13 protein-coding genes are annotated in these 16,177 nt (G+C 65.2%); 5 read left to right on the top strand and 8 right to left on the bottom strand.

From position 1 onward, the window contains the following. Nucleotides 1-29: 29 nt before the first annotated feature. Together QF819_05190 and nth are read left to right on the top strand one after the other, a co-directional pair. Complete coding sequence (locus tag QF819_05190; GenBank protein MDP6802556.1) at nucleotides 30-485, top strand: plastocyanin/azurin family copper-binding protein; 456 nt, start codon at nucleotides 30-32, stop codon at nucleotides 483-485. 72 nt (nucleotides 486-557) lie between these two features. Then, nucleotides 558-1,205, top strand: coding sequence for an endonuclease III (gene nth, locus QF819_05185; protein ID MDP6802555.1), 648 nt, complete (start codon nucleotides 558-560; stop codon nucleotides 1,203-1,205). Here nth and QF819_05180 read toward each other — a convergent pair. Next, nucleotides 1,202-2,605 (bottom strand): class II fructose-bisphosphate aldolase, encoded by a 1,404-nt coding sequence (locus tag QF819_05180; GenBank protein ID MDP6802554.1) that lies wholly within the window; start codon nucleotides 2,603-2,605, stop codon nucleotides 1,202-1,204. The genes nth and QF819_05180 overlap by 4 nt on opposite strands. A 153-nt stretch (nucleotides 2,606-2,758) precedes the next feature. Between QF819_05180 and fbp the strand changes: the two genes are divergently transcribed. The 3 genes from fbp to QF819_05165 all read left to right on the top strand — a co-directional run bounded on the left by fbp (nucleotide 2,759) and on the right by QF819_05165 (nucleotide 6,543). Further along, complete coding sequence (gene fbp / locus QF819_05175; protein MDP6802553.1) at nucleotides 2,759-3,787, top strand: class 1 fructose-bisphosphatase; 1,029 nt, start codon at nucleotides 2,759-2,761, stop codon at nucleotides 3,785-3,787. A gap of 85 nt (nucleotides 3,788-3,872) precedes the next feature. Beyond that, nucleotides 3,873-5,138: a sugar phosphate nucleotidyltransferase gene (locus QF819_05170; protein ID MDP6802552.1), complete on the top strand. Its 1,266-nt coding sequence runs from the start codon at nucleotides 3,873-3,875 to the stop codon at nucleotides 5,136-5,138. A gap of 28 nt (nucleotides 5,139-5,166) precedes the next feature. Beyond that, a complete protein-coding gene (locus tag QF819_05165; GenBank protein MDP6802551.1) occupies nucleotides 5,167-6,543 on the top strand; it encodes an MmgE/PrpD family protein in 1,377 nt (458 codons plus the stop codon). Between the two features lie 174 nt (nucleotides 6,544-6,717). Here the strand turns inward: QF819_05165 and feoB are convergent, their stop codons facing one another. From feoB to QF819_05130, 7 genes are all read right to left on the bottom strand, one after another. Continuing rightward, nucleotides 6,718-8,949, bottom strand: a complete 2,232-nt coding sequence (gene feoB / locus QF819_05160; GenBank protein ID MDP6802550.1) for a ferrous iron transport protein B — start codon at nucleotides 8,947-8,949, stop codon at nucleotides 6,718-6,720. Continuing rightward, a complete protein-coding gene (locus tag QF819_05155; GenBank protein ID MDP6802549.1) occupies nucleotides 8,933-9,178 on the bottom strand; it encodes a FeoA family protein in 246 nt (81 codons plus the stop codon). The genes feoB and QF819_05155 overlap by 17 nt, the downstream gene beginning before the upstream one ends. Continuing rightward, nucleotides 9,175-9,732 (bottom strand): metal-dependent transcriptional regulator, encoded by a 558-nt coding sequence (locus QF819_05150; protein ID MDP6802548.1) that lies wholly within the window; start codon nucleotides 9,730-9,732, stop codon nucleotides 9,175-9,177. The genes QF819_05155 and QF819_05150 overlap by 4 nt, the downstream gene beginning before the upstream one ends. Before the next feature lie 93 nt (nucleotides 9,733-9,825). Further along, nucleotides 9,826-12,804, bottom strand: coding sequence for a fused MFS/spermidine synthase (locus tag QF819_05145; protein MDP6802547.1), 2,979 nt, complete (start codon nucleotides 12,802-12,804; stop codon nucleotides 9,826-9,828). Beyond that, nucleotides 12,801-14,153, bottom strand: a complete 1,353-nt coding sequence (locus tag QF819_05140; GenBank protein ID MDP6802546.1) for an MBL fold metallo-hydrolase — start codon at nucleotides 14,151-14,153, stop codon at nucleotides 12,801-12,803. The genes QF819_05145 and QF819_05140 overlap by 4 nt, the downstream gene beginning before the upstream one ends. A gap of 56 nt (nucleotides 14,154-14,209) precedes the next feature. Further along, a complete protein-coding gene (locus tag QF819_05135; protein MDP6802545.1) occupies nucleotides 14,210-15,322 on the bottom strand; it encodes an adenosine deaminase in 1,113 nt (370 codons plus the stop codon). Between the two features lie 72 nt (nucleotides 15,323-15,394). Beyond that, on the bottom strand, nucleotides 15,395-16,078 hold the full coding sequence (locus QF819_05130) for a hypothetical protein (protein MDP6802544.1): 684 nt from the start codon (nucleotides 16,076-16,078) through the stop codon (nucleotides 15,395-15,397). Nucleotides 16,079-16,177: the final 99 nt, after the last annotated feature.

The raw sequence follows: 16,177 nt of genomic DNA, 5'->3' as shown, positions 1-16,177 counted from the left end.
ACTCGGGGATCATCAGGCGGAGGTTCATCATGATCGCGCATCGCAAGCTGATCTTGTCGGCCGCTCTTCTTGTCGGACTCTTGTCCGTGGGCGTCGCCGCAGCGGAAGTTCACATCGTCCAGATGACCTCTGTGGATTATGAGCCCCGGTTCGTCCCGGCCGCCATTCAGATCCAGCCCGGAGACACGGTCCGATGGATCAACTCGGACCCGTCGTTTGTGGACCACTCCGTGATGAGTGGCACGGGCAGCGCAGATCCTCTGGCCGGAGATGCCTGGAGTTCCACCACGGTCGCCTACGCGGACTGGTATGAGCACACCTTCCAGGACACGGGCGTGTACGAGTTCTTCAGTCCGCCCTACGAGTTCGAGGGAATGTTCGGCTCGGTTCGGGTGGGCGGAGACACCGGCGTTGATGAGCCTCTCATCAGCACCTCCTGGGGTTCGGTGAAGGCGTTCTTCCGGTATGCCCTCCCGAAGAAGTAGGCTGCCCCCCTTCCCGCGCACATGGCTCGTTCCCGCATCCGATCGCAAAACCCTTGTGTCGCCGTGACGCGCATGAGACGAGTGGAGTCCGCTCCGGCCCGAGGCAAGCGTGCGCTCGCGGTGCTGAAAGCGCTCCGCGTGGAGTTCCCCGATGTGGAGTGCGCACTCACGCATCGGACTCCCCACGAACTTCTCGTCGCCACCATCCTCTCCGCGCAGTGCACCGATGTGCGCGTCAATATCGTAACGCGTGACCTCTTTGAGAAGTACCGGTCGGTGGAGGACTTTGCCCGCGCGGACATTCGCGAACTGGAGCGGGAGGTACACTCAACCGGCTTCTTCCGGAACAAGGCCCGCAACATTCTCGGAATGAGCCGGGAGATCATCGCCCTCCACGGCAGCATAGTTCCCCGCACCATGGAGGAACTGACCGCGCTCCCCGGGGTCGGGCGGAAGACAGCCAATGTCATCCTCGGGAATGCGTTCGGTATCCCGGGGATGGTGGTGGACACTCATGTGATGCGACTGTCGAACCGCCTCGGCTTCAGTCGGAAGTCCGATCCGGTGCGGATTGAGGCCGACCTGTGCGCGATCCTCCCCGAGGCGTGGTGGACGGAAGCGTCTCACCTCCTGATCCACCACGGCCGGAAGCACTGCCCCGCGCGCAGCCCGCGCTGCGAGACCTGTCCCGTGCGGGGGAAGTGCCCTTCAGCGGACTAGCCGACGAGAGATCCGAGCGACTCCGGAGGCGGTCCCGCCGTCGGCGGCACGGTCACACACTCCGCAATGGCCTTCCGGGTTCCCTCAACGCGGAGGATCTTCATGTAGAAGTCAAACTTCTCCTCCAGATCCTTCCCGATGGCCTCTCGTACCGACTCGGGCAATCCCCAGAACTCGGCCTTGAACGGACCGAATCCCTTCTTGCGCGTCTTGTAGAGGAACTGCGTCTCGGAGTCTCCCTCCTTGCGCTCTCCCGCGCAGTTCTCGCGCAGCCAGTCATGGACCTTGTCCACGAGATCCTTCGGAAGATGCCCGCCATCGTAGACCTGATTCTGGAAACCGGTCGCCAGATGGATCTCTGTGGTCTCCGTCCGGGGGAAGTGCCCGAATGCGCTTTCGGGAAGCGTGGACGCGCCATGCTGGACCGCCCCGCCCTGCCCGTACTCGTCGCGGGCTACGCGTGAGATGGACTCCAGCGCCTCCAGATCCAGTTGAACATCCGCAATCGTCCCGTCCGGAAGCGGAACGCCACCGTGCGCGGTCCCGGTCTGAATCGAGATTTTCGACAGCCCGACGAGGCCCTCTCCATGCGCGGCCAGTTCCTGATTGAACCCGTCCATGAATGCCCGGAACTCCTCCACCGTGGAGTTCTTGCCGCCCACTTCGCCGATCTCCCCTCCGACCGACACGATCACGCCTTCGGGTTCCACCTCGCGCACCTTGGCGGTGAGTTCCGCACACCGGTGCGAGTTGTTGTACTGCTGTTCGGAAACGGTCGGCTGGTCCAGATCCACCAGCGTGGATGCATCCACATCGATGTTGAAGAACCCGCCGGCCACGCCCTCCACAATGATGTCCTTGACCGCCGCGATCTCCTGATCCGGGTCCGCGAAGAAGTTCTTGGCCTTCACCTGAAAGTGGTCTCCCTGGATGAACACCGGCGAATGGAAGGACTCCTTGATCGCCGCGCCCAGAACCACCGCCGTGTACTCGGCCGGCCGCTGGCGGGTGTAGCCGATCTCGCTTCTCGCGATTTCGCAGATCACCGCACCCGCATCGTTGGCGGCCGCCGCCCGGAAGAGCGCGCGGGCCATGTCGTAGGTCATGCCGCGCAGGTTGATGGCCGGAACCGTGACATTCGGGTACGCGCCGGTGGAGCGTGCCACATAGAACTCATGGATCGATGCGGGCGGGCACCCGTCCGTCTCCGCGACGCGGCGGATGAGCCATCGTGCCCCATCTCGAACGCTCTCCTCCTCCGCGAAAACGGCCGTATGGACGAGGCGGTCGATCCCGTCACCCCGCAGCGCATCTTCGTCCAGAATGGCGCAATCGCCGTTCGAAAAGCTCAAGACACCCGACAGAGCGCCGATCATTTCTTCTGTGGAAGCGAAGTACATGAGGTCCTCCAGGTTCGGTCGACAGTTCGAAAACGGGGACCAAGGTATCCCGTGGACGGGGGGCGCGTCAAACGGCACAGTTGAGTGCCTGTGACTCTCCCTCTATCATGCGGTGCGGGATCTGGAGAGCCACCTCCACCGGGACCGGAGATCATGCGCAAGGGAATCACCTGCAACCGTTTCATTCTGGAGGAGCAGAAGCTCCACCCGGAGGCGACGGGAGAGTTCACCGAAATCCTCAACCAGATCGTCCTGGCCGCGAAGATCGTGAGCCGCGAAGTGAACAAAGCCGGTCTCATCGACATCCTCGGTGCCACGGGCGAAACCAATGTTCAGGGCGAACAGGTCCAGAAGCTGGACATCTACGCGAACGAGCAGTTCATCCGCGCACTCGGACAGGACTGTTTCGTGGCGGTGATCGCGTCGGAGGAGAACGAGGACATCATCCTCCCGAACACCTCCCGGAAGGACCGCCCGGGGAAGTATGCGGTGGCCATTGACCCGCTGGACGGTTCATCCAACATCGATGTGAATGTGTCCATCGGCACCATCTGGTCCATCCATCGCCGAGTGACCCACGGTCCGGTCGGGCAGGCTTCGGACATCCTCCGCAAGGGAAGCGAACAGATCGCGGGCGGGTATATCCTCTACGGAGCTTCCACGATGCTCGTTTACACTGCAGGGGACGGCGCCCACGGGTTCACGCTGGATCCATCGGTCGGGGAGTTCCTTCTGTCGCACGAAGACATCCGCATGCCGGATCGGGGGAAGATCTACAGCATCAACGAGGGCAACGCCGCGTACTGGTCGGAAGAGACTCGAAACTGGCTGGAGGATCTCAAGCGAGATGCCCCGTCCGAGGGTCGCCCATACTCGCACCGGTACATCGGATCGCTCGTGGCGGACTTCCACCGCACGCTGTTCAAGGGCGGGATCTTCGCCTACCCGATGGACCGGAAGCGCCCCGATGCCCCCCCGCGAGGGAAGCTCCGCCTGCTCTATGAGGCGGCACCCATGGCGTTCATCGCGGAACAGGCGGGCGGCCTCGCCTCCACGGGAACGGAGCGCGTCCTGGACATTCAGGCTGAGGCGCTCCACCAGCGCGTGCCGCTGTTCATCGGAAGCCGGGAAGATGTTCTACACGCGGAGTCATTCCTGAAGGACGCGCCACGCACGAAGTGACTCCCGCGCAAAGGATCGGCGCGGAAGCCGCCGGAACGCACGCCTTTGGGGTGGCGCGCCGGGCGGAATCCGCTAGGATCGGCCCATGCGTAGAAACGATGTCCTCTGCCTCGTGCTGGGGGGGGGTCGGGGAACCCGCCTCGACCCGCTCACCCGCTACCGCTCCAAGCCTGCCGTCCCGCTGGGCGGCAAGTTTCGCCTTGTGGACATTCCCGTCTCCAACAGCCTGAACTCCGGCGTCACGCGGATCTTCGTCATCACGCAGTTCAACTCCGCATCTCTCAACGCGCATATCTTCCGCACATTCCAGTTCGGCCCGTTCCAGCGCGGTTTTGTGCAGAGTCTTGCGGCAGAGCAAACCGTGCAGGAGAAGGACTGGTTTCAGGGAACCGCCGACGCAGTCCGCCGGTCGCTCGTCCACATCGAGGGCTACCGGCCGCGCGATGTCCTCATCCTCTCCGGCGACCAGATCTACCGCATGGACTTTGGACCCATGATTCGCCAGCACCGCTCCACCGGGGCGGCCGTGACGGTGGCAGCCACGCCGGTCTCCGAGGACCGGACCTCCGCACTGGGGCTGATGAAGCTCGACCCGTCCGGCCGCATTCTCTCCTTTCTGGAAAAGCCGGAGTCTCCGGACCTTCTTGCGGGCCACGAACTCCCCTCGGGTCTCCGCGAGAAGGGAGATACAGACCCTGTCTATCCCGCCTCCATGGGGATCTACCTCTTCCGCTTCGATGTCCTGCGGGATGTGGTGACGCGTGTCGGGAATGTCGACTTCGGCCGGGATGTCCTGCCGCGAGTGGTGGAGGAACAGGATGCACGCGGGCACATCTTCCGCGGGTACTGGGAAGACATCGGGACGATCCGCGCATACTACGAAGCCAACCTTGCGCTCGCGGCGTCGGAGCCCCCGTTCGTCTTTCACACGCCCGGAGCACCGGTGTACACGCGCCCCCGCTTCCTCGGGCCGACACGGATTACCGGGTGCTCCGTCCGGGAGTCCATGATCTGCGAAGGAAGCTACCTGCACGGATCGGTCATCGATCGCTCCGTCATCGGGATTCGCAGCGTCGTGAGCCCGGACGCGTCACTCACACGAACGGTCATGTTCGGTGCCGACGGCTACGAAGGAGACCTCCCCCGGCAGCAGGGAGATCCTCCTCTCGGCATTGGCCGCGGCAGCCACATCGAAGGAGCGCTGATCGACAGGAACGCACGGATCGGCGAAGGCGTCCGCATCACTCCCAAGCCAGCGGGCATGTACGAAGACCACGACTTCCATTTCATCCGGGACGGCATTGTCGTCATTCCAAAGAACTACGCGGTCCCGGACGGGGCCGAAATCTGACCCGCCCAGCGGGTTCCGGGGAACTACCATGCAAAGCGTCAGCCGAACACTCGCCGAATGGTCCCACACGCTCGACTTCGATGCACTTCCCGCCGAGGCGGTCGAGTGCGCAAAGCGCTTCCTCTACGACTCCGTGGGATGCGCCCTCGGCGGGTACCAGACCGAAGATGTGGAGATTGCCTCCTCGGTGCTTCTCGATTCCGGCGGGACGCCGCAGGCCACGCTCATTGGGTCCGGCGCGAAGACCTCCGCACTCCATGCGTCCTTCCTGAACTCTCTCATGGTTCGCGCGCTCGACTACAACGACATCTACTGGAAGCAGGATCCCTCCCATCCGTCGGACATCCTCCCGGCCGCCATGGCACTGGGAGAGCTGAAAGGCCTGACGGGACGCGATCTCATCGTCGGCATTGTCCTGGGCCATGAGATCGAGATGCGCCTCTGCGAAGCCGCATTCCCCGGCATTCGCGAGGTCGGCTGGCACCATGCCACGCTGACGGCGTTCGCATCCCCCTTCGTCGCCGCCCGGATGCTCGGACTGGATGTCGAGCGCACCATCGCGGCGGTGGGCATCTCCGCCTCGCACTCCGGGAGCTTCGGGTCGGTGACGGCGGGGAATCTCACCATGATGAAGAACACGGTCGACCCCATGGCCTGCCGTTCGGGAGTTGAGGGAGCGCTCCTCGCGGAGCGGGGCTATGTCGGGCCGGAACCGATCTTCGAAGGGCGGGAAGGCCTCGGCCACTGCATCAGCAAGGACTGGAAGTGGGACATCGTCACGGAAGGACTCGGGGAGTCCTGGCGCATTCTCCAGTGCTCCATGAAGGCGTTCCCCGTGGAGGCTCTCATCCACACGCCCTTGACCGTTACGCTGGCGCTCCGCGAAGAACACCACTTGCGCCCGGAGAACATCTCTGATGTCCGCATTCAGACCATCGCGAGAGCTGCCGAGATCCTCTCCGATCCCAGCAAGTATGACCCGCGCTCCCGGGAAACGGCGGACCACTCGCTGCCCTACTGCATTGCGGCCGCGCTGGCCGACGGCAGCGTAACGACCGCGCAGTTCGAACGGGAACGGATCGTGGATCCGGAGCTTCGGCCGCTCATGGCGAAGATCCGGGTGGAGGCGAAGGCGGAGTTCGAAGAGCTCTTCCCGGCTCTCCAGCCGTGCGAGGTCTCCATCACGACCACGGACGGAAAGACCCATACGCAGCGAATGGACTATCCCATGGGAGATCCGCGAAACCCCATGACCGACGCGCAAATGGAAGCCAAGTTCCACGCGCTCTCGAAGGGAGTGCTTTCCTCAGACAGGATAGCGGCGGCAGAGGCAGCCATTCACGATGCCGAGAACGCCCCGACCATCACCGAACTGATGGAGGCGTTTGCTTCCCCGCCCGAGTAACCCCCTCCGGCATCCGTATCGGCGCACCGTCTTCGGGCGGTGCTGCCGGGCAGGAGGAGCATCCGCACCCCGGGGAGCGGCGACGCCTGCCGCGCCATCTCGCGAAGAGCCAGGCTCCCGCTCCGAGTGCCGCCAGAAGAACGACGGCGTCCTGTGCCCCGATCGACATCGCCTTCACCCCAGTCCCAGAAGCAGCCCGCCCTGATACACGACGAATGAAGCCACCCAGGCCAGCGAGTTCATCAGCACGAACATGAAGGCCGGCCAGAGCCAGGAAGCCGTCTCCCGCCGCACCACCGCCAGCGTGGCCAGACACTGGCAGGCCAGGACGAAGAAGACCATCAGGCTCACGGCGGTCAGCGTGGTGTAGACACGCTCCCCCGTTTCCGGATCCGTCGCGGTGCGCATCTTCTCTCGCAGCGAAACGAAGTCCTCGTCCGAGTCCCCCAGATGGAAGACCGTGGACATGGTCGACACCAGGACCTCGCGAGCCGCCAGCGAGGTGATGAGTCCGATCCCGATGCGCCAGTCAAACCCGAGCGGCTCGATCACCGGCTCGAGAAAACGCCCGGCCCGCCCCGCAAACGAGTTCCGAAGTGTTTCTCCGGCGATCCGCCCCTCCAGTTCCGCCGCCGCCTCCGTGTCTCCCCTGGTCTCCGCCGCAACCCGTTGCTCCTGCAGCGGACCCACCGTGGGCCCGCCGTTCGGGTACGACGCCAGGAACCAGAGGATGATGGACACCGCAAGAATCACGGTGCCTGCCTTTCGCAGGAAGAGCACGCTCCGCTCCAGGACAATGCCGGTGACGGAGCGTATGGACGGCATTCGATACGGCGGCAGCTCCATCACATAGAGCGGCTTGCCGCCCCGGAGAACTGTTCGCTTCAGCGTCCATGCCACGCCCACCGCGATGAGAATCCCAAGGATGTACATGGCGAAGAGCGTGAGCCCCTGCATCGGGAAGATCCCGATCATGCGATGAGGAACAAAGGCGCCGATGAGAAGCGCGTACACCGGCAAACGCGCACTGCACGACATGAACGGCGCAATCATCATCGTCGCCAGACGATCGCGGCGGTGCGCAATGGTGCGCGTCGCCATGACTCCGGGAATGGCGCAAGCGAAGGAGGAGAGCAGCGGAATGAACGCGCGCCCCGAAAGCCCAACCCTCCCCATGAGCCGATCCATGATGAACGCGGCGCGTGCCATGTAGCCGGAGTCCTCCATGATCGCGATGAACAGAAAGAGAATGGCGATCTGCGGCACGAAGATCACCATGGCGCCCACGCCCGCGAGAATGCCGTCCACCACCAGTGATCGTATCGGCCCTTCCGGCAGAACTCCGGTCAGGAGCCCGCCGACAGAGCCGACGCCGGAATCGATGAGGTCCATGAACGGGGCCGCCCACTCGTACACGGAGAGGAAGACGGTCCCCATCAGCACAGCGAAGAACACCGGCCCGGCGACTCGGTGAGTGAGGACGCGGTCGATGCGCTCGCGTACGCTGTCGACTTCTTCGTCGGGGCTCCGTACAGCGGCCGTCATCACCTCTTCGATGGCGTCGTAGATCCCCACCGGTTCGTGGGACTGCCACTCCGGGAACGCCGCGTCCAGCCGGGAGCGCAGAACCGGAAGATCGTCCTGAACCTCCGGAGGGGTGTAACGGCCCAGCGCATCATCCTCGCCGTCGTCCAGAAGCAGCGCCATCGCCAGATCGAGCCGCCCGGCGTCGGAGAGGAGCCCTCTGCGGGGGAGGCGTGCCGACAGAGACGCAAGGACCTTCCGCACCATCGGGGGCCACTGCCGGAAGGTCGCGGTGGACGGTTCCACCGGACGCTCCATGGCCCGCCGCAGGTTTCCGATGCCGATTCCCTTCGACGCGGAGATCGGAACCACCGGCACCCCGAGCAACCGCTCCAGCGCCGGGGCATCGATGGAGAAACCGCGCTTCTCCGCTTCGTCGATCATGTTGAGCACGAAGATCACCGGTCGACCCAGTTCGATGACCTGCATGGCAAGGAAGAGATGTCGGTCAAGGCGCGTGGCATCCACGACGAACACCACAAGATCCGGGCTGGGAGTATCCGGCTGGAGGCCGAGCAGAACATCCCGCACGATCATCTCATCCGGGGATCCGGGCCGCAGACTGTATGTCCCCGGAAGATCCAGAACATCCACCGCGCCTCCGGAGGGAAGCTCGCAGCGGCCGATCTTCTTTTCCACCGTCACACCGGGGTAATTCCCGACCTTCTGTCTAAGACCGGTGAGTGCGTTGAAAAGGGTGGTCTTCCCCGAGTTGGGATTGCCGAGAATGGCCACCGACCGCTCTTCCGGATTCGGTGTGGGCCGTGGAGCCACGCGGGCCAGCCGGGGGGCCGCAGTCTCCTTCTCAGGCTGGTGAGACATAGACTTCAGCTGCCTCCGACAGGCGCAGAGACAAGTGAGTCCCGCGGACGCGAATCTCCAGCGGGTCACCCAGCGGCGCCCGGCGGATGACCTGCACGCGCGTTCCGGGAACGAGCCCCAGCTCCATCAGGCGACGCGAACCCTCCGGCAGACCGCCCACTTCCTGAATCACGGCTTCGGTACCGGGGGGCACCTTGTCCAGCGTCCGGGGGTGGGTGAAATGCGTCATCCTTCACCCCTTCCGGAATCCGTTCGGTCTGCGTCCTCGCACCAAGTCTCCCGGAGGCAGGTGTCTTCACAGATTCCACAGTCCTCTCCACCCACACTGCAAGTCTGGCGGTACTCGCGAAATGCCTCGCGGAAGGCCGTGGCCACCGGGTCATCCGACTGCACCAGCGTGGTCAGGCGTAGAAGCTGATTCATGGCCTCCGGGCTCACGAGGTGCTCAATCATGCAAGCGTCTTCGTCCGCAGCCCGGGGCGTGACGCCCAGAATCTCGCTGAAGAAAACCGTGAGGATGCGCCGGTTGGCTTCCGTCTGTCGGGCGAAGCGCACGCCCTCGGTGGTGAGTTCCACACAGCCGTAGCGCTCGTGATCCACCAGACCCCGACCCTGGAGAGAGCGCAGCATGCTCGTGACGCCGCTCTTCGACACGCCGAGCTTCCCGGCGATGTCCCCGACGCGCGCGTGCCCCTTCTCCCGCTTCAGCGCGGCCACGGCCTGGAGGTAATGGGCCATGGAGTGGGTGATCTCCTTCTGGCTGAACCGTTTCCAGACTTTCATGGGCTCGTCTCTCCGCGGAGGTAGTGGTGAACTTCATTATGTTTACCGGGCTTAACCCTCTCCGTCAAGCCCCGGCACAGAGGATTCTCCCGTTCACTCCGGATCCGGCTGAAGCGACCGTTTCGCCGCCCGATGGGCCAGGTCCCGATCCTCCGGAAAGCGGCGAAGCGCTGTCGCCCACACGCCGTCTGCCTCCGCCCCCCTCCCCAGGCGATCCAGGGCCTGCCCCAGCGCGATGAACGCCTCCCGGTTCCCGGAGCTTCGCTCCAGCGCAGCCCGCGCCAGGCGGGCCGCCTCTTCCGATTCGCCCATGCGCAAGTGAAGCTCGGCACGCTGCGCAAGGTAGTCGGGATTCCGCGGCGCACGCCGGAGGGCCTCGTCCGAGGCTTCGCACGCCGTCGTCCACCGGCCTTCGCCACGATGGAGTCGTGCCAGATTCGCGAAGGGCGCCGGATCCGCCGGACTCAGTTCCACCGCCCGCAGGAAGTCTTCCGCCGCTTCCCGCGACTGCCCCTGACGCATTCGCGCCTCTCCCCGCCCGGTGAATGCGATGGCCAGAAGCCGGGCCGTTGACGGAGAGGCCGGCTGGAGGCGGTAGGCTTCCTCCGCCTGGCGCATTCCCTCCACGCCTTCCCCTGCTCGGAAAGAGAGGCGCGCCGCCGTATCGAGACTCGCCGCGCGGCGGACACCGGGAAGAGCCTCCGCCAGTCCGGGGGGGGCGTTCACGAGCAGCTGCTCCGTGCCGCCTGCATTCCGCTGCAACCGCCGGAAGAGCTCGGGCATGGTGTCCTTGTGGATCAGGCGGGGGGCCTCGAACTCCAGGTAGAGATTGTCGTCCGAGTTCGCCGGGAACCCGTCCACAAACCGGTCGACCGCATCTCCGGCCAGGAGGTTCTTCGCAAGCAGGCTGAGCAGGTCCGGCGTCTCCATGCGCGCGAGCAGCTTGCCGACCTCGGGATTGCGACCCTTGCGAAGGAGGCGCTCCCCATCGATCCCAAACCGGGCATCTCCCGCGACAATCATGAAGTCGCCCCATCCACCCATCCACAACGACACCCTGGGGAAACTCCCCCGGGCGGCGGCCAGAACGGATCGCAGGGCTTCCGACGACAACGAGTACCCCTGAATCCAGGAAACTAGAATGCCGCCGGGGTTGAGTCGCTCGGACGCCAGTTCGAAGAACTCCGCCGTCATCAGCGCCCCGACTCCCGAGTTCCACACATTCGACGGCTCCGACACAATGAGGTCATAGGTGCGATCCGTCAGGCGCAGGTGATTCCGGCCATCTCCGACAATCATGCGGAGACGCGGATCGTCCAGAATGTGGTCGGCATCTTCATCGAACCAGCGGGCACCCCGGATGACGGCTTCGGAGATTTCCGCGCAGTCCACACTCTCCACGCCGGGATGACTGGCGGCGGCCGCGGCCGTAATCCCGCTTCCCAGTCCGATCACCAGCACATCCTGCGGCCCTTCGTGCAGGATCGCCCCCAGACCGCCGAGCACAACCTGCGTAACCAGATCCTTCGTGTTGCTCGCTTCGGTCACGCCGTTCATCTGCATGCTGAGATCCCCCCCCCAGCGCCGGACGGTGATCGTGGAAGTGATGCCCTCCTCCAGAAAGACCACCTCGCCTCGCTCCTCGCCCAGCTCGGCCGCGCCGGAACGCCGGAGATCCACGGCCACGGCGAAGCCACCCCGGGTCAGCCGCGCACGATTCCAGTCGGGGAGACCTACCATCCCGGCCGCTGTGACGAGAATCAGAGCCACAGACATTCCGGCAGTTCGTCGGGACCCGAGCGCGAGCAGCAGAACAGCACTTGACGCAGTCAGGACCGCCGAGCCGAACAGGAGTCCTCCGCGCAGGCCGAACGCGGGAATCAAGACGAAAGCGGCAGCCCAGGATCCGAGAATCGCGCCGAGCGTGTTGGCCGAGTAGACATCGCCCACCGAACGACTCACGCCATCCCGGCGCAGGATCCCCACCGCCAGCGGGAAGGCGGCCCCCGAGAGGAATGTGGGCGGGAGAAGCGGAATGGCCGCCACGACCGCGCGCACGGCAATCCCCCCTGCCCAGCCTCCACCACGGGCCGACAGCTCCATGAAAAGCCCGGGGAGACGGTCGAACACCGGGAGCAGCGCCAGCGTGAGCCACGCGATGGCGGCCGGGCACGCCACGAACACGCGTTGCGCCCGGCTCCCCCCGCCCCGCAAGAGGTGCGCCGCCCATGCGCTCCCCCCCGCAATCCCGAGCAGGAACACCGCGAGCACAATCACGAACGAATACGCCGTTCCGCCAAGAGCCAGTGACAAGACCCGCGTCCAGAGGATCTCGGAGGAGAGCGCCGCAAAGCCCAGCACTCCGGCCGTCAGAAGGATCAGGCTGCCGGGGATCGCGCGAACGACGGTCTCTCCGGCACGCGGGGCTTCGGGAGTGCGCGGAGCACCCGCCTCTTCGCGGCGGCCAAGGAGTATTGCGGTGACCGCAAGAAGGAGATTCACCAGCACCCCGAGCGCCAGCGTCCGCAAGACCCCGATTTCCGGCAGAAGAACGAAGCCGGTCGCCACCGTCCCCGCCACCGCCCCCAGCGTGTTGACGGAGTACAGGCGTGCCACTCCGGAAGCCGCTCGATTCCCGCCCTCCGCATACCGCGCGAGAATCGGCAGCGTGGCTCCCATCGCAAAGGTGGGAGGCACGAGAACCAGGGTGGACAGTGCGAATCGGACGGTGGACAGCATCCAGAAAGACCCGCCGAGCTTCGCGTTGAGCGCCCCGTACACCGGGTCGAGCAGCACGAGAATCCAGGGGACCGCTCCCGCGTAGAGCGCAAGCCCCAGTTCCATCCAGCCATAGGTTCGGAGAGGACGGCGCAGGCGCCTCGCGATGCGCCCGCCCCAGGCACCGCCCAGCGCAAGCCCTCCCATGAATGCGGCCAGGACGGTCGACACGGCCAGCACCGTCGCGCCGAAGACATGCACGAACTGCCGCACCCAGACCACCTGATAGAGAAGCCCGTTGGCTCCCGAGAGGAAGAACAGGAGAAGAACTGGCGTGAGACGGCGGGAGGTCACGCCGGGCTCCATGTGCCGGAGGGGTCCCGGCTGATGCGACCCTCGTCCTCCAGTTTCATCAGGTGCGTACCGGCCTGAAGCGCGGCCAGAGGATGCGCGGAATCGGGCAGATCGTCGTACGCGACACCCACGACCTCGTCCACCGTGCGCGCACCCGAGACGACCGCAGCAAGAATGCGACGCTCCCGATCCAGGCGGTGATCCATCACGCGCTGAATGTCCGCGGCGGGGGCCGTCATGGGAGTGCCGTGCGCCGGGAAGAGCGTGGTCGCGTTCAGATCGCGGATGCGCGCCAGGGATGCCAGATACCGAACGAGCCCCCCCGGTGCCGACTCAACGAGTATCGTCGAAGCTCCGCTCACCAGATCCCCCGCGAAGAGTGCGCCCGCGCGTTCCTCCAGAAACGAGAGATGCCCCACGGCATGCCCGGGGGTGTGCAGTGCGCGCAAGCGTTCCCCACCGGAGAGATGGATCTCTGCACCATCCTCCAGATCCTGCCGGTCCAGACCCTGCGGAGGAATGCCGCCCCACGCTTCCCATGTGAGGCGATGCATACGAACCGGCAACTCCCACTCGTTCGCCACCACCTCTACTCCCGCCACATGGTCCGGGTGGTGGTGGGTGCCCAGGATGGCCACCGGACGACCGCCTTCCTTCACGCGCCGGGCAATGTGCGCGCGAAGCCGCTCGGCCTCGTCCGCCCGGGCGCTTCCCGGGTCGATCACCACAAACTCCCGCGAGCCCACCAGATAGCAGTTGGTGTGCGTTGCGGGCGGAAGCGTCGGGGTGGCCTGCGGGATGAGATGAACATGCGGCGCAAACTCAGCACTCGCCCCGACCTGTTCGATCTCTTCGTTCACGGATCGCAGCCGACCCGCAAGATCCCGCGGACTCCCCGACGAATCCCGCACCATCTCCCGCAAGAGTGGCAAGAGCGGCGGCGAGACACGAATCTCACGCCTCTCCCATCGGGTCAGAAGGTCGGCGGGCCGGGTCCAGTGGAGGTCGGAGAGTTCCGCGGTCGAGGGTGACGGGAGCAGCGGTTCCGCAAAGGGCGCCAGATACATCCGTGAATCGAAACGGCGGCTCGAAAAAGGCGGCGTGATTCTCCGCCCGGCGTCCAGCAGGTCTGCCGGATCGATACGGAGCCCGGTTTCCTCCAGCAGTTCCCGGGCCGCCGTCCGGCGAAGGACTTCCTCCTCCGCCCCGGGGATGAGCTCCCCGTCCGACTCCTCGTGCACTCCGCCCGGAAACGCATGGAAGCCGCCCAGGAATCCGGCCCGGGGATCCCTCCGCCCGGCCAGCACCAAGAGCCCGCGTCCCGCATCGCGGCTCACGGGAATGGCCACCGCACTCGGGAGCGGCCGGGCCGGTGTCGCGTGGGCAACGCCGGCGGGAATCCGACTCAATGGAGAATGACGGCTGACGCAGGCATCGGGATCCCGAGTTCCTGCCGCAACCTGGCAAAACCCGGCTTGAGGACATCGTAGATGACGGCAAGCCGCTCCCGGTAAGGCAGGAACGAGCTCTTCATGGAGTTGATGGAGATCTTCTCCAGGTCCGTGAAGTCCAGGCGATACTCCCGGTGGGCAGCCTCGTACTCCCCAGTCATGGTGACATCGCTCATCAGCCGGTTGTCCGTGTTCAGCGTGACGCGGAATCTCTTCTCGAAGAAGTACGGGAAGGGATGGTCGTCGTACGACTTCGTCGCGCCGGTATGGATGTTCGAAGTGAGGCAGATCTCTACGGGAATGCGCTTGTCCAGGATGTATCCGGCAAGAGATCCGATTCCGACCACGCGATCCTGCTCAAGAAAGAGATCTTCCCGAAGCCTCGTTCCGTGGCCGATCCGATGCGCGCCGCAGTACTGGAGCGCCTGCCAGATGGACTCCTTCCCGAACGCTTCCCCCGCGTGGATGGTAATGTTGAAGTTCTCGCGATGAATGTACTGAAATGCCTCCAGATGATCCTTCGGCGGATGTCCCATCTCGTCCCCGGCCAGATCGAACCCGACCACACCGCGATGCCTGTAAGCCACGGCCAGTTCCGCAATCGCAAGCGATGTCATGGGGTCCATACTGCGCATCCCGCAGAGAATGAGCCCCCAGCGAACGCCGTAGAGTTCACGCCCGCGCTCCAGTCCCTTGATGACGGCTTCCACCACCTCGTCGTGCTTGAGACCGCCTTCCGTGTGGAAGAGCGGGCTGAAGCGCGTCTCCACATAAGCGACGCCGTCGCCTGCCATGTCCTCCAGCATCTCTTCGGCGACGCGCTCCAGCGCCTCCGAAGTCTGCATGACACCGGTGGTCGCCGAGAATCCCTGAAGGTATTGACTCAGGTTTCCGCACATGGCTCCTTCGTGAAACCACTTCTCAAGGTCGGATTCGTGGGTGGTCGGCAGTTCGAAACCCGCCTCGCCCGCCAGTTCGATCACGGTTCCCGGGCGAAGACCGCCGTCGAGATGATCGTGAAGCAGGACCTTCGGCATTCTGCGAAGAACATCCGTGGAGAGTGTCATGGCATCCCTTCCTGATCTGGTCCGAATAACCGGGGAGGATACGCCGGAAAGGCGCGCCGGGCAAGCAGCGGACTACCTTCCGTGAAACCGCCGCCCCGCGGACAGGCGAAGGCCGCGGGACGCTTCCCCGAGAACCCGAGATTCCGCCTCCAGCCGCCACCACCACTTCCCCGGCGGGAATCCACGCGCCGCACCGGCCACGCCGACAACGAGGAGGGCCGCGTGCTTGCGGGGTGCCACCGTTCCGCCATCCTGCCTCACGCCGAGCACGCCCGCGCTGACTTCGAGCCCCGGTCTCCAGAATCGCCAGGTGAGATCCCCTCCCGCCATCGCCAGGCGACCGCGGCGACTTCCCCTGCCAAGCGGCACCCGCAGATCCAGTGAACCCGATGCGCGAAGCGCACCGCGCAGGCGACGGACTCCCCGCCCGCCGAGGATCAACCCGGGGTTGTCGTCGGAATCGTGAGGGAAGGTGAGCGGGACGGAACGGGTGTGTCGGCCCACGGGAAGCGTGAGTCCACCCTCCACCACCACGCTGCCGAGAAGCGGGGAAAGTCCGCCGGGATAGAGCGGTCGCGCCAGCGTCACCAACGGGTCGAAGCAGCCTCCGCGCGGTCCCCACGGGAGCGTGACCTTCGCGCGGAGACTGCCGCCGATGCCGATCGTCCCGGCGAATTCCACGGCGATGCTCTCGTCGAGTGAACGCAGCGCGGCGGAAAGCTCCGGGGCCGCCCCCCGGATCATACGAAATGCCATGGATTTCGCGCCGCCGACCGGCGAACCGGACCCGGGTCAGGGCCCGCGCACGCCTCAACCGGCGCCGGCCCGCGAGGGAACCAGCAGCCCGAGCGCAAG

The organism is Gemmatimonadota bacterium (assembly GCA_030747075.1).
Taxonomy (GTDB): Bacteria; ARS69; ARS69; order ARS69; family ARS69; genus ARS69.
Note: the sequence above shows the minus strand (reverse complement) of the source record. Positions and strands in the feature narration are given on the sequence as shown.